Genomic DNA, 20,578 nt, shown 5'->3' with positions numbered 1-20,578 from the left:
CTCCTTATTTACGTAAACTTCCTAATGCATCTGTGAGTGCAGACATTTCACTCGGTGAAAAGGTATCACGTTTTTTTACCATCTCGTAAATCTCTGTCAGTTCATCCATCTTGTTATCATCTATAGATTCTGGCTTGATTACTCCGATATTTACGAGTTTTAGTTTCTTAACAATTTCATCAATCATTTCTGCTTTATTCATGGGACACCTCTTCAATTTTTTAATCTATAAACATTTTATCAAACTATTCTTAACTTTGAAAATAATTATTTTCAAAAACTTACTCTTAATTGTTTATTCTATCTACATTTTGGCTATATAATAATTAATAAGTGCAGATAGCACATTTCTTATATTTGAGAGGAGAATATATTATGAACAACAAATTAGTCCCAGCTGTAATTGCCGGTGCAGTCATCGGTGCTGCAGTATCAATGGCTGATAGAAAGACGCGTAAATCAGTAAAGAGTACAGTCGTTAAAACAAAACAAAATGGTATCACACCACAGCCTTCAACAAAGAATAAAGTAATGAACTTAAAGGATGAATTACTTTACTGGAAAGAAACAATCGATGAAATCCGTCGTAATAACCCAGAGTTAGAACGCGCAATCTTAGATGCTAAAGATACTTTCATCGAAAAGAAAAACCAAAAGAAAATCTCAGGACCAAACGGTTAATTTAATATAAGTTGAGGTGAAATTATGTCAAAGGACAATAAGAGTACCTCTAAATTTCTGACTCAGGCTGCAAAAGGTCCTGAGTCTCATAATGTAGAGGTAGAAAACAAAAATAAGCTCTCTAATAAAAATGAGCAATATGTAGACAATCAAAGATTTAAATCAAAGCAGGCTAAGAAAGATGACGAAACATTATATGTTTCAAAGATTAATAAACCAGCAAAGTATAAAAGTGACGGTAATTTTCTAAGTATGTTACTATTTAGAATTGGTAAAGACGATGCTGCAGGATTATCTGCACAGCTCGCGTATTACTTCTTACTATCTTTATTCCCAATGCTGATTTTCTTATTAACATTAATCCCATTGTTTAAAGTATCACCTGAAACAATTACGAATATGATCGCAAAGAATGCCCCTGGAGATGCAGCAAATATGATTACTGATGTAATCTCTGATGTGATGAACAATGCCAATGGCGGATTACTATCGTTCGGTTTAATTGCGGCACTTTGGTCAGCATCTAATGGTATGACAGCACTAATGAATGCATTTAATGTATCCTATGAAGTTGAAGATGCCCGTAATCCTATCGTATCAAAGTTACTTAGTGTGTTATTTACAGTGGTGATGGTGCTTGTATTTGGTGTTGCATTAGCATTACCTGTATTCGGTGAACAAATTGGCAATTATTTATTTGGTCAGTTCGGTCTTGAATCACAATTTAAATGGATTTTCTCGCTTGTTAAAGTCGCACTTCCACTAATTATTACGTTTATAGTATTCACGACATTATATGCGATTGCACCAAATATTAAACTTCAATTTAAATCTGTTATACCAGGTGCTTTGTTTGCAACGATTGCATGGATTGGCGCAAGCTTCCTATTCGGATACTATGTAAGCAACTTTGGTAACTACTCTAAGACTTATGGTAGTATCGGAGGAATCATCGTCTTAATGTTATGGTTATATTTAACAGGATTTATCATTATTATTGGTTCACAGATTAATGCTATAATTCATGAAAAGAAACTAAGTTCTAATCAATAGTAATGAAAGAGGGATAACATTGACTTTATTATCAAACATGCTGGAATTTAATAAGAAGTTTGTTGAAAACAAAGATTATACACAATATGAAACATCTAAAGTACCAGACATGAAGGCTGTGCTATTAACATGTATGGATACAAGGTTGCAAGAATTATCAACGAAAGCACTTGGGCTTAAGAACGGCGATGTTAAAACCGTTAAGAATGCCGGCGCTACAATCACACACCCTTATGGTTCTACGATGCGTAGCTTACTTGTCGGCATTTATGCATTAGGTGCCGAAGAGATTATTATTATGGGGCATAAGGATTGTGGGATGGGTGGTCTTAATGTTGATACAGTTAAATCAACCATGATCGGTCGCGGTATTAAGCAAGAAGTGATGGATACGATTATTCACTCTGGTATCGACGTAGACCATTTCTTAAGCGGCTTTAACGATGTGAACGAGAACGTACGTGAAAATGTTAAAATGGTTTATAATCATCCACTATTCGATCGCTCAGTACCTGTACATGGACTCGTTATCGAACCACATACCGGTGAAGTAGAACTGCTGATAAATGGTTATGATAATGTAGAAACAGAACGCTAGAAGAGTGAGATGCGGACATCCGCATCTCACTCTTTTTCATTCTATTAAATCATGTTGAAATGCATAGATTACTGCTTGTGTTCTATCCTGTACTTCAAGTTTACTCAGTATATTGCTCACATGTGTTTTCACGGTTTTAATCGTAATATGGCTTGCATCTGCAATCTCCTGATTAGAATATCCTTTTGCAATCAGTAATAATATCTCTTTCTCACGTTCTGTTAACATATCATGTAGTTCTGCCTTTTGGTTCATACGTGCGCGCATCTTCATCATCACTTCTTTTTCAAATACAGATTCACCTTGATATGTTTTAATAATCGCATCTCTTATTTCTTCAGCGCTACTCGTCTTTAATATGTAACTGTCCACACCAGCATCTAGTGCTCGATATACTTCTTTATCTTCTATAAAGCTTGTAAGCATCACAACTTTCACCTTTGGCATTTGAGATTTAATTTGCGCTGTCGCCTCAATCCCGTCCATCTCATTCATTACCATATCCATAAGTACAATGTCCGGTTTAAGATTTAACGTCTTCTCTATCCCTTCTTTGCCGTTTGATGCTTCTCCAACAATTTCAATACCTTCTTGCATCGATAAATAACTTGATATTCCGATTCTGACCATCTCATGATCATCTACAAATATTACGCGCATGTTATGCCTCCTCTAATGGCACTTTCACTTCGATACGAGTGCCTGACTGTGGTGCCGATATAATTTGAAATGTACCGCCAATTTCGAGTGCTCGTTCTTTCATCGTATTAAGTCCGTATCTTGAATCATCAACTCGTTCAATATCGAACCCTTTGCCATCGTCGCTTAACCTGAGTATTACTTTATTTCCTGCTTTAAACAGTTCGATAACAATCTGCGTCGCTTCAGCATGCCTCAATGTATTAGAAATGGATTCCTGGGCGATTCTAAACAGATGATCTTCCACACCTTTTTCGAGCTGTATGTCTTCGATATCTGATGTGATATGAAGGGGTATCTTCTGTTTCAGTTCTTTTAGTAGTTGCTGAATGCCTTCTTCCAGCGTTCTGTTCCTCAGTCCGATTGGTCGTAAGTGTAGCAACAACGCACGCATTTCAAGCTGTGTTTCTCGTAACATTTTATCCAGTAATTCGAGCTGCGATCTCACTTTCTCTTCATGTGTCCCTGCTTTTAGTGCAGATAACATCATAGATGCGGCAAACAGTTGCTGACTCACAGAATCGTGCAATTCTCGTGCGAGCCTTTGTCGTTCTTCTTCAACGATCTGCTTCACCGTCTCTTCATTTATCTTATGTACATCGTTTGTAACCAGCTGATTCTGTCGTTTAATATTCGCCATCGATACGCTTACTTCATTAATTGCATGCAGTACATCAATGACTTCCATATTCTGATCGATTGTGGTATTGATTTGTACCCCGTCTTCAATTTGTTCAATTTCATTTTTAATAAGCATAAGTTGTTCGTTCTGGCGATATGCAACGATGGAGCCCATAATAATACATGCAAGTATAACCGTTACATTTAAAAATAAAAAGGCGGGTACACCGACAATTTGTGTATACAGCATTCCTTGAAAGTAAATGATGTTGACGAATATTCGATCTAGAATAAAGAACACAACCGCTAAACTATAGACAAGTATAAGCATTGTTCCGATCATCTTCGTATAATTATTCATCGGTACTGCACCTCGAGATCTCCTACGATTGACGATACGAATAGTTTAATCTCTACACCGTTTGGGTATCCTTCAGTTTCGTACACTACACGTTCGTTACGCGCTTTTTTCACATAATGCTCTTTAAAGTTGAGCTGTCCGTATAGCGTTGTGTAATCCACCTTCACTTGATAACGATGTGGTACTGTAATCGTCGTCTTTCCAATTGCATTGCGAATCACTATGATATTGGATTGCTTTAAGTTAGCAGCTTGTGTAAGATCGATGTCCATATCTCCAACAAAATGCTGCAGGTTCATATCTTCAAACTTGTATACCTTATCAGGTGTCGATTGAAAGCTCAGCAGTGACTGCTTATGAATCGACATACTGTCATCATTCGTCTGGATTACTTTCATTGGTTGTTTCTTATAGATAATATAACGGATCGCTACAATAACAATAAATAAGAAGATAACAATCAAAGTATATGGATTAGATAACATGCCAAATAACAGCATAATAACACCAATCCAAAGTATGATGAGTCCCCTCAGATTCTCTTTCATCATCATGCTAAAGTATATCATGAGCATACCAGCTACGATAACAAGCAGCATCCCGATTTTCACGAAGAAAATATAATAAATATTTGAAAGTAGTATTAATGTGAAGAATGCGATTAACATTTCCGAATTCACAATTTGCTTCAAAGCGTCACATCCTTATGGTTTTACGTTCGATAACAATAATATTTCATACTGTATATTTTGCTTTTCAATTTCTAAATTTGCAAGTAATTGTTCAATTTCATCAATATCATGATCAAGGTCATTAATTTTCTGTATTAGTGGCGTGCGATTATGTAAAAGCTTATTAGAAACAGCAGACTCAATCGCGTCAAGTTCCTCTTGTACATGTACTTTCTCACACGATAACTTTATAACTTCATTTATCTTCATACTTTTAAGTAAATTAATATCCGAAATCTTCTTATAACTTGCAGCAATTTGCATGTAAAAGGTATTTTCTATACATCGTTTGACGGTTCTATTGAGGTGCGTTTTAATCTTTCGCATAGTACTTCCTCCTACGGTTAGTACTTTAATTATAAAAAAGTTCCAAAGCCGTAAAAAGCGGCTCTGGAACGATTCTTTTCTCAGACTTTAGGACTAGTCTTCTAATTTAGTTAAAAACAATGGGCCTTCAGCTGTAACTACGATTGTATGTTCAATTTGTGCAACAAAACTTTTATCTTTCGTCTCAAACGCCCACTCATCCTTACCGTCTGTAACGATTGTCGCTTTAGAAGAAATGAACGGCTCAACTGCTAGTACCATTCCTTCTTTAAGCAGTACTTTATCCATTGGGTCATAATAATTCATAATGTGCTGTGGTTCTTCGTGCAAGCTCTTACCAATGCCATGACCTGTTAAGTTTTTAATCACTGTTAAACCATTCTTACGTGCAGTGGCATTCACCGCACGGCCTATATTGCTTAACTTCGCTCCTGGTTTAATCTTCGTCATCGCCTCATTAAATGCCATCTCTGCAACATCGATCACCCTTTGTTTCATTGGCTCTGAAGCTTCGCCAACTACGAATGAAATACCTGTGTCAGCATAATAGCCATCTTTACAACCTGAAACATCGACGTTCACAAGATCTCCTTCATTAATAATACGTGTCCCTGGGATGCCGTGTGCCACTTCTTCATTCACACTGATACAAGTATATCCTGGGAAGTCATATTCAGTAATCGGGGCGCTCTTCGCATCATGCTTTTCAAATAATTCCTTTGCAATATTATCAAGTTCTTTCGTTGTCATACCAGGCTTTGCCGACGCTTTCAATGTGTCACGGATTTCTGCACAAATTTTACCGATTGCTTGTAAACCTTCTAGGTCTTGCTTTGATTTTACGATCATAATAATCTCTTCTTTCAGTTTAATTTAAGGATATGTATTGATTATAAGGTATAAATTCAATATCATATATTCATCACTGTTTATTATAACAGACTCAAACTATTACACAATTGGAATGATTACAATGAAAATTAACTGGTTCAAGAAATTAATCGGTGCAAGAACAATCAAAACAGGGCTTGCGACGTTTTTGACTGCATTAATATGTCAATTATTAAATTTACCTGCAATCTTTGCAGTTATTACATCAATCGTTTCTATTGAACCGACTGCCCGCGCTTCATTGAAAAAGGCATTTGTCAGATTTCCTGCATCAATACTCGGAGCATTTATCGCAGTTACAAGTACATATTTCTTAGGCGATTCGCCTTTAAGCTATAGTATCGCTGCAACCGCAACAATATTCGTATGCTACAAACTGAAACTCTATGACGGTCTCCTTGTAGCAAGTCTTACGGCTGTAGCGATGGTACCAAACATTCATCAGGACTTTGCGTTTAATTTCTTCTCCAGGCTTGCTACAACGACAATCGGTCTAACAACAGCTGGTATCGTTAACTTCTTTGTGATGCCACCGAAATATCATATACAAATCGCCCAACTACTCGATGTATTAGAGTCGAAGTTGATGCACATGCTATCTTTACGTGCAACTGAAATTAATTCTGGATTGTCTGATCTAAGTAGTGCTACCCCACTTGTAGAAGAATCGAATAAACTGATTAATAAAATCGATACGTTGCTGCAATATCAAAAAGAAGAACTTCAATTTCATGAAGATAAAGCGATAAAATATGAAATTACACAGTTGAAACATCGTCTTGATGTTAATAGACTCATTCAACTTCATGTGAATCAAATGATTTTATTACCGGATGGGACATATTTTACGTTAACTGTTCAGGAAAAAGAAGCGCTGAATCATTTAGTTAATGCGTTCAAACAGTTTGGAGAGAATCGCACATATACGCCAGACAGAAAAGCACTCAGCCTACTTAAGATGAGCGTGAAGCATTTGACAGAGTTTGATGACAATCAAATGCGCAGTCATTACATCTATGAAATATTGATGATTAACAGATTACTGATGGATCACCCGAATAGAGTGAAATAAAAATACGGAACGTCTCGTTGTAGACGTTCCGTATTTTTATGGGGAGAATATTATATGAATGCCGAGGATTGGCCACTCACAGATACTTTTATGTGCGAGTGGCACTTTTTCGGACACTCACGCACACTCGCACACGCACCAAATCTAAAGTCTTTCAAATAATACATTATTCTCAAGGTGTACATGCTGGAATGTCTCTCGTTCAAGCATGGCTAATCGTTGATAAACAACTCTGTATGTACCACATGCATCCATTGGTGGCGTAAAGTCATTCGTAATTTCACGTAGTCGTTTAAGCATACCCCCCGCACCGTCATGTTCACTTTCAAGCTCATCAATATGTGGTTGTAGCTGAGCGCGCAACTCTTCTGTTGGATTGTCACTGTATTCGATAATTAATGGGAATACAGTATCATCTTCGTCTTTCGTATGTTCAATGAGTTCATCTCTTAACTTCATCACTAAAGTCTTCATTTCAATTAAATGCGGATGACGCTCCCCGTGTACTTTCGCCACTTTCGTAATGTACGGCATTAAGCTTCTGAACTCTTCTTCGAGCGGTTTATGATATTTATTCTGGATATAGTTAATCAAACTTCTGTTATCTAAATATTGTACATCTAATCCGTCACTTGATTCGTTGTCTAATTGGTTAATTTCTTCAAGTAATGTTTCAATCGGCGCGCTCTTTTCATGTATTGCTTCACTCAGAGAAATATCACCTCCGCAACAAAAGTCAATTCGATTTTTTCTGAATATATCCGCAGCTTTAGGTAATTGTTTAACGATATCTGATACTTTCATATTTGCTGTAATCATAATCATCACTCCGTTTTATTATTTAATACACCTTTATTATACACCTTTAAGATATATTCAAAATGTATCTTTAAGATTATTCTTTAATTTGTCACAAAAATCACTTCGTTAGTGATATTTCAATTTATATAAAAAACACGATGCAGAAAATAATAATTTCTACATCGCGTGTATTAGTAACATCTCACTATTACTTAATTTCAGTTACTTTTCTTCGAGTAATCTTCTTACAATTACTTGTTTTGCCGCTTCTTCGCGTACATTATCAAGTGTGACTTCCGGGAATTCAATATTTTTACGTTCACATGCTGTGCGCAATAAATAATCGGTAATTTCATGGTTCTTCGGTAATATTGGTCCGTGCAGATACGTCCCTAATAGATTCTTATAATGAAGACCCTCTTCTTTATCTTCATCGTTGTTTCCAAATCCACTCACGACACGGCCGAGTGTTCCGTAATTATGATACGTTCTTCCACCATGATTCTCAAATCCTACAATCTGTCCGAATGTTTCAGACTCAATAACAATATCACCTACTAAACGTTCTGGTTTAGATTCTGTATAGAAATCTAATATATTCAGTCCACGTAATTCCTGGCCGTCAGGTGTAATGTACTTCTCACCAAGGAACTGATAGCCCCCGCATATCGTAAGTGCAGGCATACCATCTTCTATCGCTGCTTTAAAGTCATCTTTCACACGGAATAGATCATCCGTGGCAATTTTCTGTTCACGGTCACTTCCACCACCAATAAATAGTAGGTCCGCATCGCTAATCTTAATCCCGGTTGTCGTATTAATGTCCGTGACATTTACATCAATACCATGCCACGCTGCACGTTTTTTAAGTGCAATAATATTTCCGATATCGCCATATAAATTGAGTTTATCCGGCATAAAATGAAATATTTCTATCGCTTTACTCATTCATTATGCCCTCCTTCAAAGTATGCTGTAAGTGTCTGATGCATCGGTTCAAGCGATGTATAGTTCGGGATACATACAGTATATTCTGGACGTTCAAGTACTGACTTTGTTGCTCGTCGAATATCTTGATCAACTTCAATATGCGCATCCACTTCTGCATATTTCAGTCTTAGCGCGATTTCTTCTGCACGATTCCCTGTACACATAATATAAGGAATATTTTGACGCGCAAGTTTCTCAAAATCCGCATCCCAGATCCATGATATATCTCTGCCATCTGCACCATTATCATTTAAGCTGATAATATAACTTTTAGCACCTTCTATCTTCTCACCAACAGAAAAACTGGCATTAAGTCCTGCCGGATTCTTCGCTAGATTGACAATTGCAGATTTGCTTCCTCTACTAAAGCGCTGCATACGACCATTGTCAGATTGATATGTGCTAAATCCTTTATCAATCGACTCATCATTTAATCCTAGTTCACGCAGCACACTATATGCTGCAATGATATTGAATACATTAAAATCTCCAGCAATCAGCATGTTGAATGTATAGCCGTTAATGACAGGATTTAAAAATGGATTCTCATTCAATGATTCTACTTCATATTTCGGTTGTTCACGTTTGAATCCACATGAACAATGGTAGTGACCAATCTGGTTGTAATGAATCCAATCATATATCAGCATCTTTCCACAGTTCGGGCAGTACTTACTTTCAATCATCGTACTTTCTTCAAATGTATGGGCATGACTCTTCATGCCATAGTATACAACATCATCACTTGCAATCTTTAACCGTGATACAAATGGATCATCTGCGTTGAGTATCAGTTCAATACCTTTACCTTTAATATTGTCGGCAATACGATCTACTAATATATCAATTTCACCAAATCTATCCATCTGATCGCGGAAGAAGTTTGTAAACACCATCTTAGTAGGAGTCATTTCATCCAGCACACGAGGTATTGAACCTTCATCAATCTCGATAATCGCGAGTTTCGTTTGTTTAGAAGACTGTACGATAAAGCTCGATGTGATACCTGCTGCCATATTAGCACCTTCTGTATTATGAATAATTGAAATACCATTTTTCTTTAATGTATGCCCAATTAAATTACTAGTTGTCGTCTTACCGTTTGTACCGGAAATAAACACAACTTCATCAACTTGTGCGCTTAATTTCCTTAATATATCTGAATCCATTTTACGTGCGATTTGACCAGGCAAATCCGTACCACGCTTACCCGCCATGATACTTAACTTCCTCGCGACTTTCGCAACATTTATAGCAGCAAATTTTTTCATACGTACCTCCTTATTCAACACTTTATTATATCATCATACAAATTATTCGCATATCAATTTACATTTGTATTTATCAGTATAGGTGTTATACCATATTATTATATTTACAATTTAAACTATACTATAATAACTGTAACGACTAAAGGAGGTTATATTATGCTATCTCAAACATTAACAGACGCTTTAAACAAACAGATGAACGAAGAGTTCCAGGCTGCACATGCCTATATGGCAATGGCTGCTTATTGTGCTAAAGAAAGTTATGACGGATTTGCTAATTTCTATGAACAACAAGCTGAAGAAGAGCGTTTCCATGGGACTAAGATTTATAACTACTTAAACGACCGTGATCAGCATGCCATCTTCTCAGAAATCAAAGCACCGAAGACTGATTTTGCCACAATTCTTGATACATTTGAGGCAGGGCTTGCACAAGAACAGCAGGTGACAAAGAACTTCTACAATCTAGCCGAGCTCGCAAAAAATGATAATGAGTATGCAACAATTTCATTCTTAAACTGGTTCTTAGATGAACAAGTCGAAGAAGAAGCAATGTTCAAGAAGCATATCGACTATATTCGTCGTATTAAAGATAATGCAAATGCACTTTATCTATATGAAAAGGAACTTGGTAAACGAGACTTCCACCCTGAATAATAAGGCGACCAGTAAACGATTTTGTTTACTGGTCTTTTTTAGTATGCATTAGAATCCCCTTCATTTCGCGTTAATTCATCAGAAATAATTATTGAGAAATATTATCAGTAGTGGTACACTTTCACTGAAAATAATTATCAATTATCTTAAGAAGGTGTTCATATGCTACATGTTGCTAATGCAAAGCGCAATGAAATGTACAAAATTAAATCAATGAATTTTATGAATCCACAAATGTTGCATCGATTATATGCACTTGGATTTACAGAAGGCAGCTTAATCAAAATCAAACAGAAAAGTCTATTCAAAGGTCCTTGTACGTTAGATAAAAATGGTCAGCAAATTTGCATCCGCAATTGTGATGCGTGTCAGATCATGCTGGAGCAAGTACATGGGTAGCACATACTGTCTGCTCGGCAATCCGAATGTCGGTAAGACCTCGTTATTCAATGCATTAACAGGGTCTTACGAATATGTGGGTAACTGGAGCGGCGTAACTGTAGATAAAAAGGTTGGTAAGTTAAAGGAGCAAGCTGGACAGCTAGTAGACTTACCAGGGATATACGACTTACTCCCTATTTCTAAAGATGAGCAAGTCGTGACACAGTTCTTACTGAATGAGTCATTTGACGGTATGGTCAATATTGTTGATGCTGCTCAACTTGAGAGAAACTTACTGCTTACAGTTCAATTACTGGAATTCGGTGCACCGATGATGATCGGACTCAATATGATCGACGTTGCATATAAGCGCGGTATTCATATTAATCATGACTTACTGATGAAGAAATTAAAGACACCTATTATACCCGTAGTGGCACGTACAGGGAAAGGGTCGACAGAAGTATTACATGCGCTTTCTGATACACATCTCTCCATGAATCGACCGCTTAAGATACATTATGATGCATGTATCGAAAGTGCAATCAACGAAGTAACGAAACATTTATCATCACTTCCTATCGATAAGAAACATCATAGATTCTTGAGTATTCAATACTTGCTCAGCAATCCAGCTGTCGTAGAATTTGTCGGTCAATCAGAGGTTCTTAGGCAAATTAAAGCAGCACTTGATAATAAAGTGAACGTAAAGCAGTCTATCCATCAATCACGTTCGCAGTTTATTACACAGCTATTGACTGATGTGGTGATTCACCAAGATGAAGAGAAGCAGCATCTAACTGAGAAACTGGATCGTATCGTTACGCATAATATATTCGGTATTCCAATCTTCTTATTTATCATGTGGTTAATCTTTCAGACAACATTCACATGGATTGGTACACCGCTTTCTGACAAGCTCGATGCGTTCTTTGCTGGACCATTAACGGATACTGTGAAGTCATTAATGGATGGTGCCGGCGTCGTACCTTTCTTACAAGATTTAATAACAGATGGGGTTATCGCCGGCGTCGGAGGCGTACTCGTATTTGTACCACAAATACTTGTACTGTTCTTCTTCATCTCACTGCTTGAAGATTCAGGTTATATGGCAAGAATTGCAGTAATTATGGATCGTGTTATGGAAATATTTGGGCTCAATGGTAAGTCGTTTATCCCGATGATTATTGGCTTCGGGTGTAACGTACCTGGTATAATGGCAGCACGTAGTATAGAAGAAGAAAAAGAACGCTTAACGACGATACTTATAGCACCGTTTATGTCATGTTCTGCTCGTTTACCTGTATATGCATTATTTGCTGGTGTATTCTTTAAGGAGAATCAGGCGCTCATCGTGTTAAGCTTATACGTTATCGGTATCGTCGTTGCATTGCTTGTAAGTTTAGTATTATCTAAAACGGTACTGAAAAATGATACATCTGTTTTTATCGTTGAACTCCCCCCTTACCGACTGCCATCAACAAAAACATTATGGCGCAGTACGTGGGAAAAGGGTAAAGGATTCGTACGAAAAGCCGGTACATTTATATTCGGTGGTTCAGTATTAATATGGTTATTGAACTATGCTGGCCCTGGAGGATTCAATGTTGATATCGATGACAGTTTCCTTGCAATGATCGGCGGGGCTATTGCGCCGTTGTTAATACCTTTAGGATTTAGCTCATGGCAGGCAGGCGCAACACTCATTCCCGGATTCCTTGCAAAAGAAGTTATCGTAAGTGCGATGGCAATCATTTATGCAGTTAAAGACGATGCACTAGTATCCATGATCCATACTCAGTTTACACCGTTATCAGCGTATTGCTTTATGCTGTTTATACTGCTCTATATCCCATGTCTCTCAACTGTTGCAGCAATCAGAAAAGAAACATCATCTTGGAAATGGACCTTGATTGCGACAACTTATCCTATCGCAACTGCTTATTTATTAACGATGGCAGTATATCAAATCGGATTATTATTCTAGGAGGTCAATATGTCTCTATTAATTAATATCATCCTATTCGTACTCATCTTTGGATACGCAATCTTTACGCTATACAATTTCTTTCAAAAGTCAAAAGAAGGTAAATGCAACAGCTGTGACGTAAAGCAGGACTGTGGGTGTGAATTACATCAAATTGACTTTGAACATCTAAAAAACAAGCAGTAGGCTTATTAAGCCTGCTGCTTGTTTTTGTTATTCATCCTTAATTTCAGCGGAGCCAGCATGATAATGATAATCAATAAATAGTTCATGTTACCGAGTATCGGATATACTTTGTTCACAAGTTTCGTAAATCCTACGAAACTTAATCCGAAACCTGCAAGCGTTGTTAATATATAAAACACTTTAAACTTCACTGTACCTACTATCGTAAAACGTGCTGTAAATGCGTAAAACATACTAAGTGCCGTATTAAAGATCATCGCAAATACAATTACTGACATTGCAACACCTAAAATTGGTGAGATTTCATTTACAATACCGAGCATCGGTAATGGTAAGTCTTTAACAGTCTCGATTTTAGAGAATATTGCAAGATGACTAAGTATAATCAGTAAACCTAATACAAGTCCTCCGACTAACCCTCCAAGTGCAGCGGCACGTTTATTGCCTTCAGAACCCCCGATAACAATTGCCATTGCAGCACCCAGTCCTATGTTCATCGATACGTAGTTCACACCTGCAATAATCCAATGTGGGAATGGTGAAGTTACCGTATTTGAAATATAATCTAGTTCTGCATGGGGTGTGTCTAATGTCACGATACAATAAATCGAAATAATAACAATCATAATAACTAGAAATGGTGTAATGTTACCGATAACCTTTACGATATGGTCAATTTTAAGCATTCCGGCGATAATTACGACTAATGCCATTAATGCTGTTCCATAAGCTGTCGGTATGCCAAATTGCTGTTCTAAGTTAGAACCAGCACCGGCAAGCATCACAACACCGAAACTAAATAACGTAATAATCAGTACAACATCTATTATCCAAGCTAACACTTTTCCGATTCCAGGATAATCTGTCAATCTTTGAATCACAATTTGGTGATCATCCGCTTCTGTCTTGCTACCTGCCCAGACAAGAATCATCCCGACGTACGCGAATAATATGGTTGATACAATCGCACCGAATATCCCCATTGTTCCAAAGCTTGTAAAGTACTGCAGTATCTCTTGCCCTGATGCAAATCCAGCACCTACGATAACGCCAATAAAGGCACTACTAATTAGAAAAACCTTCTTCATAATATCCTCCCAGTCTATTAACAAGTCAAATGATTACAGATTCCAGTAGAAATCATGTAATATTACTTGCATATCCATTAATTTATTCCCTATTTTTCTAGAAATAATTATTAATTTTCCGAATAAATGAAATATTAATTTAAAGGAGTATTTATGAATTCTTTCATTGCATTAGATTTCGAGACTGCAAACCATGATGCTGCATCAATTTGTAGTGTCGGTATGGTAAAAGTTATAGATAATATGATGACAGAAACCTTCTATACGCTCGTAAATCCCGAAACAAACTTCAACACTTCAAATATAAATGTTCATAATATAAAACCCGAAGATGTTATCACAGCGCCTACATTTAAAACTGTCTATCTTCATATGCTGTCATTCATTGGAGACTTACCAGTTGTGTGTCACTTTGCACAGTTTGATATGAAAGTCCTACATGCATCGATTAAACGTTATCACTTTGAAATGCCGACGCTACCCTACTTCTGTTCCTGCATTATGGCGAGAGATACGATAACAAACCACAGCTACAGCTTAAAAAATATGATGACATACTATAATCTTGATTTCCACGGTCATCATCACGCATTAAACGATGCAAAGGCATGTGCCATGATTACAGTGCGATTGTTGAAGAACTATGAGTCACTCAATCAATATTTAACTTATAAGCGACGCAAGAAATACATTAGCAGCATGTCGCTTAAGTCTAAGCGTGCACAAATGGCACGTTATCAGACAGATTTGAATCGTATCACGCCTGAGACATCTAAAGTAAATAAAGATCACCTATTCTATAACAAGCGCATCGCAATAACAGGTACACTGCACATGAAGCGCAAGGACATCGTACAGTATATCGTAAATAACGGTGGTATATATACAGAAGAGATAGATACCATCGATATCTTTATTATGGGTAAATCTAAGCAAGGGGTTGCAAAAAAAGAGGGTATCGTACGTAATAAAATTGCGCTCGGTAATGAAATTATGCTCATCAATGATGATAAATTGAAGGACTTAATTGCATTTTATGACATATAAAAAAGTAGCATTCATATTCGAATGCTACTTTTTCGTTGTTTCTTTAATTGTCTTCTTAATACTCTGCTTCGTTACAGGACGCTCTAATTTGTGGTCGACCCAAAATAAAAATGCCGCTACAGCAATAATGCCGAGTAACGGTAATATATCAAAACCACTTTCAATGACATGCATCACATACATCACGATAAGCAGTGCAGTTATTCCAATAATCGCAAATTTGAATTTCATAATTGTTCCTCATTTCTAGAGAAAATCATATATCGTTAGATTTTCGTACACTTTATTTTTTATATTCCCTACCTGGACGCCGACTAAACGAATTTCTTCATTCTCTAGCTTTAAATCTGTATAGAGCAAAACAGCTGTTGCATATATCTTATCTGCCTGATCAGTAAAATCGAGCAGCTTCATCTGCTTCGTATGGCTCTCAAAGTCGCTTGTCTTAATCTTTACTGTTATCGTATCTGTTACTTTATTCATGCTTTGAAGCTTCGCTGCGACTTTCTCCGTCTGCTCATTCATTATACGTAAAATATAGGATTCATCATTCTTATCATGCGCAAATGTTGTCTCCTTACCGATTGATTTGCGTTCACGTTCGACCTCGATAATATCAGTGCCAATCCCACGTGCTTTGTTATATAAGCTTGATCCTTTCTTGCCGAACTGTTCAATAAGTTCAATCTCGGATAACTGACGTAAGTCTTTGCCAGTTGCTATCTTCAGCTTATGCATCTTCTGCTCAGTCACTTTACCGACACCCGGAAACTCACCAATCGGCAATGCATCTAATATTTGCTGCACGTTATTATAATGGATGACGGTTAATCCGTTCGGCTTATTCATACCGGAAGCGATTTTAGCCAGAAACTTATTATAAGAAACACCCGCACTGCACGTCAAATGTGTTGCCTCATATACATCATGTTTAATAGAAGCCGCAATTTGGCTGGCACCAAGATCCGGACGTACGAGATGCGTAATATCGAGGTATGCCTCATCTAATGATAATGGCTGCACAATATCGGTGTAACTCTTGAAGACATTCATAATTTGCTGTGACACAGACCTATACACGTCAAACCGAGGACTCACATAATAACCATCTGGACATAACTGATATGCACGAGACGTCGGCATCGCGCTATGCACACCAAACTTCCTCGCCTCATAACTCGCTGTCGCCACAACGCCACGATTACGACTCTTACCACCAACGATAACAGGCTTACCTTTAAGTTCAGGATTATCCCGCTGCTCCACCTGCGCATAGAACGCATCCATATCGATGTGAATGATCCTTTTCATAATATCAACTCTTTAATCTACTAATATATTTATTATATTCGTTAAAGTATCTATATGACAAATGCTTTGAATATATATTTTTCTTTATCACTAGTGCATTCAAATATTTATTTAATTCTTTCAATCAATATAAAACGTATAGTCAAATGACTATACGTTTTATATTATTTCGTTAATTTCACAACACATTCCACATGTGGTGTTTGTGGAAATAAGTCCACTGGCTTTACGTATTCTAATTTATAGCCTGCATCTGCAAACTTACGGCAGTCACGTGCACATGTCCCTGGATTACAGCTGACATAGACGATTGTTTTAGGGCTTTGATTAATTAATGTCTGAATAAAGTCATCATCTAATCCTTTACGTGGTGGATCTACGACTGCGACGTCAAACTTCACGCCTTGTTCGCTCCACTTCGGTAAGATTTCATCTGCTGAACCTGTTTCAAAGTGAACGTTATCAATACCGTTCATCTTCGCGTTCTGCTTCGCCATTTTAATCGATTCATGTACAATTTCCATCGCATAGACTTGTTCTGCATGCTGTGCGAGTGCAAGCGAGATTGTTCCGATACCACAATAAGCATCCAGTACCGTTTCATGTCCTTTTAGGTTTGCCGCTTCAAGGGCAAGCTTATATAATGCTTCTGCTTGTGGTGTATTCACCTGGAAGAATGAGTTCGGTGATACTCTGAATTCTAGTCCTAAAATCTTATCTGTATAATACGGTGTTCCGTGTAATACTGTATTGTTACGTCCTAGAATTACGTTGCCTTCTTGATTGTTGAAGTTTAATACAACGCTTTCAACGTTATCGATTGTGTTCACGATATCATGTGTAATCGATTCAATATTTGCTAATCGTTTCTTGTTTGTTACGAGAATAATCATCAGTTGACCTGTATAATGACCTCGTTTTACGACGATATGGCGAATTTCTCCGTTATGGTTGCGCTCGTTATAAGGGACGATATCGTATTTGCGCAGAATATCGCGCACTTTAACAATGGCTTCATCAATTGCTTTATGCTGAATATAGAAATTCTCTACAGGGACGAGCTGATGACTGTTCTTTCTAAAGAATCCTGTTTCAACGTTACCGTTTACTGAACGTACTGGAATTTGCGCTTTGTTACGATATTCATATGGGTAATCCATTCCGACTGTTTTCCATACTTTTACTTTTTTAAATTTCCCTAATCGTATAAATGCACTTTCAACGAGATGCTGCTTAAACTTAAGTTGTGCATCATATGACATGTGCTGCAGCGTCATCGTACCTACTTGTCTGCCGATAATATCTTTCTCTTCAACACGGTCAGCGCTTTTTGTTAATACTTTCTCAAGTCTTGCAAACCCAAATGTTTTACCGACTTTCATGACCTTGATTGAAACTTCTTCGCCAGGTAATGCACCTTCAACGAAGAACGGATAATCCTCAATCTTTACAACGCCCGCACCTTCATGTGTTAAATCTACGACTGTTCCAGTAAGTACTTCATTCTTGTTAAATTTAATTTGTTTCATAATTACTCCTATAGTTTATTTGTACAAAGTGACTGTTATTGATTGCTCCCCGGGTAGTTCTGTATCTTGCTTCTTGTATAAGGTCGATGCTATGAGTCAGTTCGTGGAATAAATCCATATTATAGCTCGGGAATCCAAGGGCAGTAGACTTATTATCCTTCAATATGAATGTTTTGTCTATCTTATTAAAATAAGAAATGCTCTATTGGACCCATTTGTGGAACACTTTTCTACTCCTCTATTATCTTATAGGAAAGTTTGATATACGTAAAAGGTTATATATAACATAATGAGGGTAATATAAACCATCATATTTGAAGGAGTTTTGCTATGTATCTTGACCTAAAAGGTAAAGTCGCAATAATCACTGGCGGTGCATCAGGTATAGGACGCGCTACAGCTTTACGTTACGCACAAGAAGGCGTCAATGTTGTTATCAATTATCATTCGAGAGAAGGTGAAGCACAAGCATTAATCGAAGCTATTCAATCATACGGTGTTGAGGCACTGATGATCCAAGGAGACACAACCAGTAAGAATGATATGGAACATCTCGTCCAGGAGACGATCAAACACTTCGGTGAATTTCATATTTTCGTTAATAACGCAGGCATCCAGTCCGACGTTCCAAGTCATACAATGTCGATAGAAACATTCGATAAAGTAATCGATGTGAATTTACGTGGAACCTTCATCGGGTGTCAATTAGCCTTACGTCACTTTATGGAAAATAAGTATAAAGGTACAATCATCAATATATCAAGTGTCCATGAAATTATACCGTGGCCACATTATGCACATTATTGTGCAAGTAAAGGCGGAGTAAAATTACTCACTCAAAGTCTCGCTCTAGAATATGCACGTGTACAAATCCGCGTTAATAATATTGCACCTGGAAGCATCAATACACCAATCAACGCAGAGAATTTCAAGACGGAACAAGATAAGAAAGATGCGGATCTATTTGTACCGATGGGATATGTTGCAGAACCTGAAGAAATCGCAAGTGTTGCTGCATTTCTAGCAAGTAAGGAAAGTAAGTATATTACCGGACAGACGATTGTAGCGGATGGTGGTCTGAGCCTATATCCATCTCATCGAAACTTTGAACATGATGCATTGCTCGATGAATTTACTGATGAGATTAATGTGAAGCCAAAATAAAAATGATTACAAGATAATATTTAGTCCTATATCGATAACTATCTAAACGGTGGAACAAAAGTTGCCACAAGCAAAAACCGGACAAAAACTTTAAATCAAAAGCGATTTATTAGTTTTGTCTGGTTTTTGCTTGTGGCAGAACACTTCTGTTCCAGCCTCTCCATTTTAATCACGTACTACTTTCGTCATTTCACGATATTCTTCTTCTATCTCAATCTTCTTCTCTGTATTCAGCTGTTCTAATAAACTAAAGACATTAATATGACGTTCAAGGTTAATAAAGTGAGCAGGTAACATACCTCCAAATTCGCCATCGACATTTAACTGCACCTTATCAAATGAAGATACTTTTATGTCTTTAGCCTTAACATAACGCACTTTAGGATGCTTAATATGTTCGCCTCTTGAAGCAAGCGTAAATATATGTCCGAACTCCGCAAAGTTTACCTTTTCTAATATTAATAAAGTAAAGTAGCCATCATTAATCGATGCATCCGGCACGAGCTTCTCAAAGCCACCTACCGAATTCGTAAGACCTATCAGAAACATCATTACTTCTCCACTGAATACTTCACCATCATATTCGATACGTACATCACTCGCTTTAATTTCCGGGAGCATCTCTAATCCTTTAACGTAGTAAGCAAGCGGTCCCAGTACTGTCTTCAGTCGGCTCGGTGCCTCATAGCTCACTTCCGTAATCTTCCCACCTCCAGCAATATTGATAAAATAGCGGTTATTCATCTTACCGACATCTACTGACACCTTCTGTCCACTGACAATCACATCAACTGCTTCATCGATATCTTTCGGAATGAGTAGCGCACGACCAAAGTCATTTACGGTTCCCATCGGTATAATACCGATGTCTGGTCGATAGTCTTTTTCTGCGATACCGTTAATCACCTCATTAATCGTACCGTCTCCACCCGCTGCAATTACCAAGTCAAACTTATCTTCCACTGCACGTTCTGCAGCAGCTGTTGCATCACCTGCACATTTTGTTGCATAAGCGCTTGTTTCATATCCTGCATCTTCTAACTTAATTAATACATCGGGTAATGCTCTCTTGAATAGCTCTCTACCGGATGTTGGATTATAGATAATTCTGGCACGTTTTCTCACGTACACT

Annotated in this window: 24 protein-coding genes and 1 pseudogene; 11 read left to right on the top strand and 14 right to left on the bottom strand. The window is 37.4% G+C overall.

The annotated features are described in order from the left end of the window. Nucleotides 1–4 precede the first annotated feature (4 nt). Nucleotides 5–202 (bottom strand): DUF1128 family protein, encoded by a 198-nt coding sequence (locus CD152_RS01105; protein WP_041636162.1) that lies wholly within the window; start codon nucleotides 200–202, stop codon nucleotides 5–7. A 173-nt stretch (nucleotides 203–375) separates the two neighbouring features. On the opposite strand from CD152_RS01105, the gene CD152_RS01100 reads away from it, so the two are divergent. Genes CD152_RS01100 through CD152_RS01090 form a run of 3 tightly spaced genes read left to right on the top strand, consistent with a single transcriptional unit; the run spans nucleotide 376 to nucleotide 2,332 of the window. After that, nucleotides 376–681 carry a YtxH domain-containing protein gene (locus CD152_RS01100; protein WP_012657512.1) on the top strand — a complete coding sequence of 102 codons (306 nt, stop codon included), beginning with the start codon at nucleotides 376–378 and terminating at the stop codon, nucleotides 679–681. Nucleotides 682–705: 24 nt separating this feature from the next. After that, a complete protein-coding gene (locus tag CD152_RS01095) occupies nucleotides 706–1,734 on the top strand; it encodes a YihY/virulence factor BrkB family protein (protein ID WP_101141412.1) in 1,029 nt (342 codons plus the stop codon). 19 nt (nucleotides 1,735–1,753) lie between these two features. Next, nucleotides 1,754–2,332, top strand: a complete 579-nt coding sequence (locus CD152_RS01090) for a beta-class carbonic anhydrase (RefSeq protein ID WP_101141410.1) — start codon at nucleotides 1,754–1,756, stop codon at nucleotides 2,330–2,332. A gap of 36 nt (nucleotides 2,333–2,368) precedes the next feature. Here CD152_RS01090 and CD152_RS01085 read toward each other — a convergent pair whose 3' ends face one another. The 5 genes from CD152_RS01085 to map form a co-directional block, all read right to left on the bottom strand. Further along, on the bottom strand, nucleotides 2,369–2,992 hold the full coding sequence (locus CD152_RS01085; protein ID WP_012657515.1) for a response regulator transcription factor: 624 nt from the start codon (nucleotides 2,990–2,992) through the stop codon (nucleotides 2,369–2,371). A gap of 1 nt (nucleotide 2,993) precedes the next feature. Continuing rightward, a complete protein-coding gene (locus tag CD152_RS01080; protein ID WP_099483427.1) occupies nucleotides 2,994–4,013 on the bottom strand; it encodes a sensor histidine kinase in 1,020 nt (339 codons plus the stop codon). Continuing rightward, the gene (liaF, locus tag CD152_RS01075) at nucleotides 4,010–4,705 is read right to left on the bottom strand and encodes a cell wall-active antibiotics response protein LiaF (protein ID WP_103214247.1); all 696 of its coding nucleotides are present in this window, start codon (nucleotides 4,703–4,705) and stop codon (nucleotides 4,010–4,012) included. The genes CD152_RS01080 and liaF overlap by 4 nt, the downstream gene beginning before the upstream one ends. A 12-nt stretch (nucleotides 4,706–4,717) precedes the next feature. Beyond that, nucleotides 4,718–5,071, bottom strand: coding sequence for a hypothetical protein (locus tag CD152_RS01070; protein WP_086039121.1), 354 nt, complete (start codon nucleotides 5,069–5,071; stop codon nucleotides 4,718–4,720). 93 nt (nucleotides 5,072–5,164) lie between these two features. Beyond that, nucleotides 5,165–5,920 (bottom strand): type I methionyl aminopeptidase, encoded by a 756-nt coding sequence (gene map / locus CD152_RS01065; RefSeq protein ID WP_012657519.1) that lies wholly within the window; start codon nucleotides 5,918–5,920, stop codon nucleotides 5,165–5,167. A 124-nt stretch (nucleotides 5,921–6,044) separates the two neighbouring features. Between map and CD152_RS01060 the strand changes: the two genes are divergently transcribed. Beyond that, complete coding sequence (locus CD152_RS01060) at nucleotides 6,045–7,034, top strand: FUSC family protein (protein WP_101141405.1); 990 nt, start codon at nucleotides 6,045–6,047, stop codon at nucleotides 7,032–7,034. 144 nt (nucleotides 7,035–7,178) lie between these two features. Here the strand turns inward: CD152_RS01060 and scdA are convergent, their stop codons facing one another. The 3 genes from scdA to murT all read right to left on the bottom strand — a co-directional run bounded on the left by scdA (nucleotide 7,179) and on the right by murT (nucleotide 10,096). Beyond that, the gene (gene scdA, locus CD152_RS01055; RefSeq protein ID WP_103214246.1) at nucleotides 7,179–7,853 is read right to left on the bottom strand and encodes an iron-sulfur cluster repair di-iron protein ScdA; all 675 of its coding nucleotides are present in this window, start codon (nucleotides 7,851–7,853) and stop codon (nucleotides 7,179–7,181) included. Nucleotides 7,854–8,057: 204 nt separating this feature from the next. Beyond that, complete coding sequence (gatD, locus tag CD152_RS01050; protein WP_103214245.1) at nucleotides 8,058–8,783, bottom strand: lipid II isoglutaminyl synthase subunit GatD; 726 nt, start codon at nucleotides 8,781–8,783, stop codon at nucleotides 8,058–8,060. Then, nucleotides 8,780–10,096, bottom strand: coding sequence for a lipid II isoglutaminyl synthase subunit MurT (gene murT / locus CD152_RS01045; RefSeq protein ID WP_101141400.1), 1,317 nt, complete (start codon nucleotides 10,094–10,096; stop codon nucleotides 8,780–8,782). The genes gatD and murT overlap by 4 nt, the downstream gene beginning before the upstream one ends. 156 nt (nucleotides 10,097–10,252) lie before the next feature. Between murT and CD152_RS01040 the strand changes: the two genes are divergently transcribed. From CD152_RS01040 to CD152_RS01025, 4 genes are all read left to right on the top strand, one after another. Further along, nucleotides 10,253–10,753 (top strand): ferritin, encoded by a 501-nt coding sequence (locus CD152_RS01040; protein WP_101141398.1) that lies wholly within the window; start codon nucleotides 10,253–10,255, stop codon nucleotides 10,751–10,753. A 162-nt stretch (nucleotides 10,754–10,915) separates the two neighbouring features. Further along, a complete protein-coding gene (locus tag CD152_RS01035; protein WP_041636164.1) occupies nucleotides 10,916–11,152 on the top strand; it encodes a FeoA family protein in 237 nt (78 codons plus the stop codon). Beyond that, nucleotides 11,145–13,121 (top strand): ferrous iron transport protein B, encoded by a 1,977-nt coding sequence (feoB, locus tag CD152_RS01030; protein ID WP_101140774.1) that lies wholly within the window; start codon nucleotides 11,145–11,147, stop codon nucleotides 13,119–13,121. The genes CD152_RS01035 and feoB overlap by 8 nt, the downstream gene beginning before the upstream one ends. A gap of 9 nt (nucleotides 13,122–13,130) precedes the next feature. Next, nucleotides 13,131–13,307, top strand: a complete 177-nt coding sequence (locus CD152_RS01025; protein WP_083754287.1) for a FeoB-associated Cys-rich membrane protein — start codon at nucleotides 13,131–13,133, stop codon at nucleotides 13,305–13,307. Nucleotides 13,308–13,312: 5 nt separating this feature from the next. Here CD152_RS01025 and CD152_RS01020 read toward each other — a convergent pair whose 3' ends face one another. Next, nucleotides 13,313–14,395, bottom strand: a complete 1,083-nt coding sequence (locus CD152_RS01020; RefSeq protein WP_103214244.1) for a YkvI family membrane protein — start codon at nucleotides 14,393–14,395, stop codon at nucleotides 13,313–13,315. A gap of 153 nt (nucleotides 14,396–14,548) precedes the next feature. On the opposite strand from CD152_RS01020, the pseudogene CD152_RS12105 reads away from it, so the two are divergent. Together CD152_RS12105 and CD152_RS12205 are read left to right on the top strand one after the other, a co-directional pair. Beyond that, nucleotides 14,549–15,061 (top strand): annotated as a pseudogene (locus tag CD152_RS12105) (3'-5' exonuclease); the annotation flags it as partial. Nucleotides 15,062–15,094: 33 nt separating this feature from the next. After that, on the top strand, nucleotides 15,095–15,442 hold the full coding sequence (locus CD152_RS12205; protein WP_331463263.1) for a BRCT domain-containing protein: 348 nt from the start codon (nucleotides 15,095–15,097) through the stop codon (nucleotides 15,440–15,442). A 24-nt stretch (nucleotides 15,443–15,466) separates the two neighbouring features. Here CD152_RS12205 and CD152_RS01010 read toward each other — a convergent pair whose 3' ends face one another. The 3 genes from CD152_RS01010 to rlmD form a co-directional block, all read right to left on the bottom strand. Further along, a complete protein-coding gene (locus tag CD152_RS01010) occupies nucleotides 15,467–15,673 on the bottom strand; it encodes a hypothetical protein (protein ID WP_041636165.1) in 207 nt (68 codons plus the stop codon). Between the two features lie 15 nt (nucleotides 15,674–15,688). Further along, a complete protein-coding gene (gene dinB, locus CD152_RS01005) occupies nucleotides 15,689–16,753 on the bottom strand; it encodes a DNA polymerase IV (RefSeq protein ID WP_101037665.1) in 1,065 nt (354 codons plus the stop codon). A 164-nt stretch (nucleotides 16,754–16,917) separates the two neighbouring features. Then, nucleotides 16,918–18,282: a 23S rRNA (uracil(1939)-C(5))-methyltransferase RlmD gene (gene rlmD, locus CD152_RS01000; protein WP_101140776.1), complete on the bottom strand. Its 1,365-nt coding sequence runs from the start codon at nucleotides 18,280–18,282 to the stop codon at nucleotides 16,918–16,920. A 330-nt stretch (nucleotides 18,283–18,612) separates the two neighbouring features. Between rlmD and CD152_RS00995 the strand changes: the two genes are divergently transcribed. Next, entirely contained in the window at nucleotides 18,613–19,446 is an 834-nt protein-coding gene (locus CD152_RS00995; RefSeq protein WP_012657531.1) for a glucose 1-dehydrogenase, read from the top strand. Between the two features lie 165 nt (nucleotides 19,447–19,611). Here CD152_RS00995 and CD152_RS00990 read toward each other — a convergent pair whose 3' ends face one another. Further along, nucleotides 19,612–20,571 (bottom strand): diacylglycerol kinase, encoded by a 960-nt coding sequence (locus CD152_RS00990; protein ID WP_101037661.1) that lies wholly within the window; start codon nucleotides 20,569–20,571, stop codon nucleotides 19,612–19,614. Nucleotides 20,572–20,578: the final 7 nt, after the last annotated feature.

The sequence above is a fragment of the Macrococcoides caseolyticum genome (genome assembly GCF_002902665.1).
Classification (GTDB): domain Bacteria; phylum Bacillota; class Bacilli; order Staphylococcales; family Staphylococcaceae; genus Macrococcoides; species Macrococcoides caseolyticum.
Note: the sequence above shows the minus strand (reverse complement) of the source record. Positions and strands in the feature narration are given on the sequence as shown.

Coding starts and splice junctions, on each gene's coding strand:
- CD152_RS01105 (WP_041636162.1), bottom strand. CDS start 202: ATGAATAAAGCAGAAATGATTGATGAAATTGTTAAGAAACTAAAACTC.
- CD152_RS01100 (WP_012657512.1), top strand. CDS start 376: ATGAACAACAAATTAGTCCCAGCTGTAATTGCCGGTGCAGTCATCGGT.
- CD152_RS01095 (WP_101141412.1), top strand. CDS start 706: ATGTCAAAGGACAATAAGAGTACCTCTAAATTTCTGACTCAGGCTGCA.
- CD152_RS01085 (WP_012657515.1), bottom strand. CDS start 2,992: ATGCGCGTAATATTTGTAGATGATCATGAGATGGTCAGAATCGGAATA.
- CD152_RS01080 (WP_099483427.1), bottom strand. CDS start 4,013: ATGAATAATTATACGAAGATGATCGGAACAATGCTTATACTTGTCTAT.
- CD152_RS01070 (WP_086039121.1), bottom strand. CDS start 5,071: ATGCGAAAGATTAAAACGCACCTCAATAGAACCGTCAAACGATGTATA.
- map (WP_012657519.1), bottom strand. CDS start 5,920: ATGATCGTAAAATCAAAGCAAGACCTAGAAGGTTTACAAGCAATCGGT.
- CD152_RS01060 (WP_101141405.1), top strand. CDS start 6,045: ATGAAAATTAACTGGTTCAAGAAATTAATCGGTGCAAGAACAATCAAA.
- scdA (WP_103214246.1), bottom strand. CDS start 7,853: ATGATTACAGCAAATATGAAAGTATCAGATATCGTTAAACAATTACCT.
- gatD (WP_103214245.1), bottom strand. CDS start 8,783: ATGAGTAAAGCGATAGAAATATTTCATTTTATGCCGGATAAACTCAAT.
- murT (WP_101141400.1), bottom strand. CDS start 10,096: ATGAAAAAATTTGCTGCTATAAATGTTGCGAAAGTCGCGAGGAAGTTA.
- CD152_RS01040 (WP_101141398.1), top strand. CDS start 10,253: ATGCTATCTCAAACATTAACAGACGCTTTAAACAAACAGATGAACGAA.
- CD152_RS01035 (WP_041636164.1), top strand. CDS start 10,916: ATGCTACATGTTGCTAATGCAAAGCGCAATGAAATGTACAAAATTAAA.
- feoB (WP_101140774.1), top strand. CDS start 11,145: ATGGGTAGCACATACTGTCTGCTCGGCAATCCGAATGTCGGTAAGACC.
- CD152_RS01025 (WP_083754287.1), top strand. CDS start 13,131: ATGTCTCTATTAATTAATATCATCCTATTCGTACTCATCTTTGGATAC.
- CD152_RS01020 (WP_103214244.1), bottom strand. CDS start 14,395: ATGAAGAAGGTTTTTCTAATTAGTAGTGCCTTTATTGGCGTTATCGTA.
- CD152_RS12205 (WP_331463263.1), top strand. CDS start 15,095: ATGTCGCTTAAGTCTAAGCGTGCACAAATGGCACGTTATCAGACAGAT.
- CD152_RS01010 (WP_041636165.1), bottom strand. CDS start 15,673: ATGAAATTCAAATTTGCGATTATTGGAATAACTGCACTGCTTATCGTG.
- dinB (WP_101037665.1), bottom strand. CDS start 16,753: ATGAAAAGGATCATTCACATCGATATGGATGCGTTCTATGCGCAGGTG.
- rlmD (WP_101140776.1), bottom strand. CDS start 18,282: ATGAAACAAATTAAATTTAACAAGAATGAAGTACTTACTGGAACAGTC.
- CD152_RS00995 (WP_012657531.1), top strand. CDS start 18,613: ATGTATCTTGACCTAAAAGGTAAAGTCGCAATAATCACTGGCGGTGCA.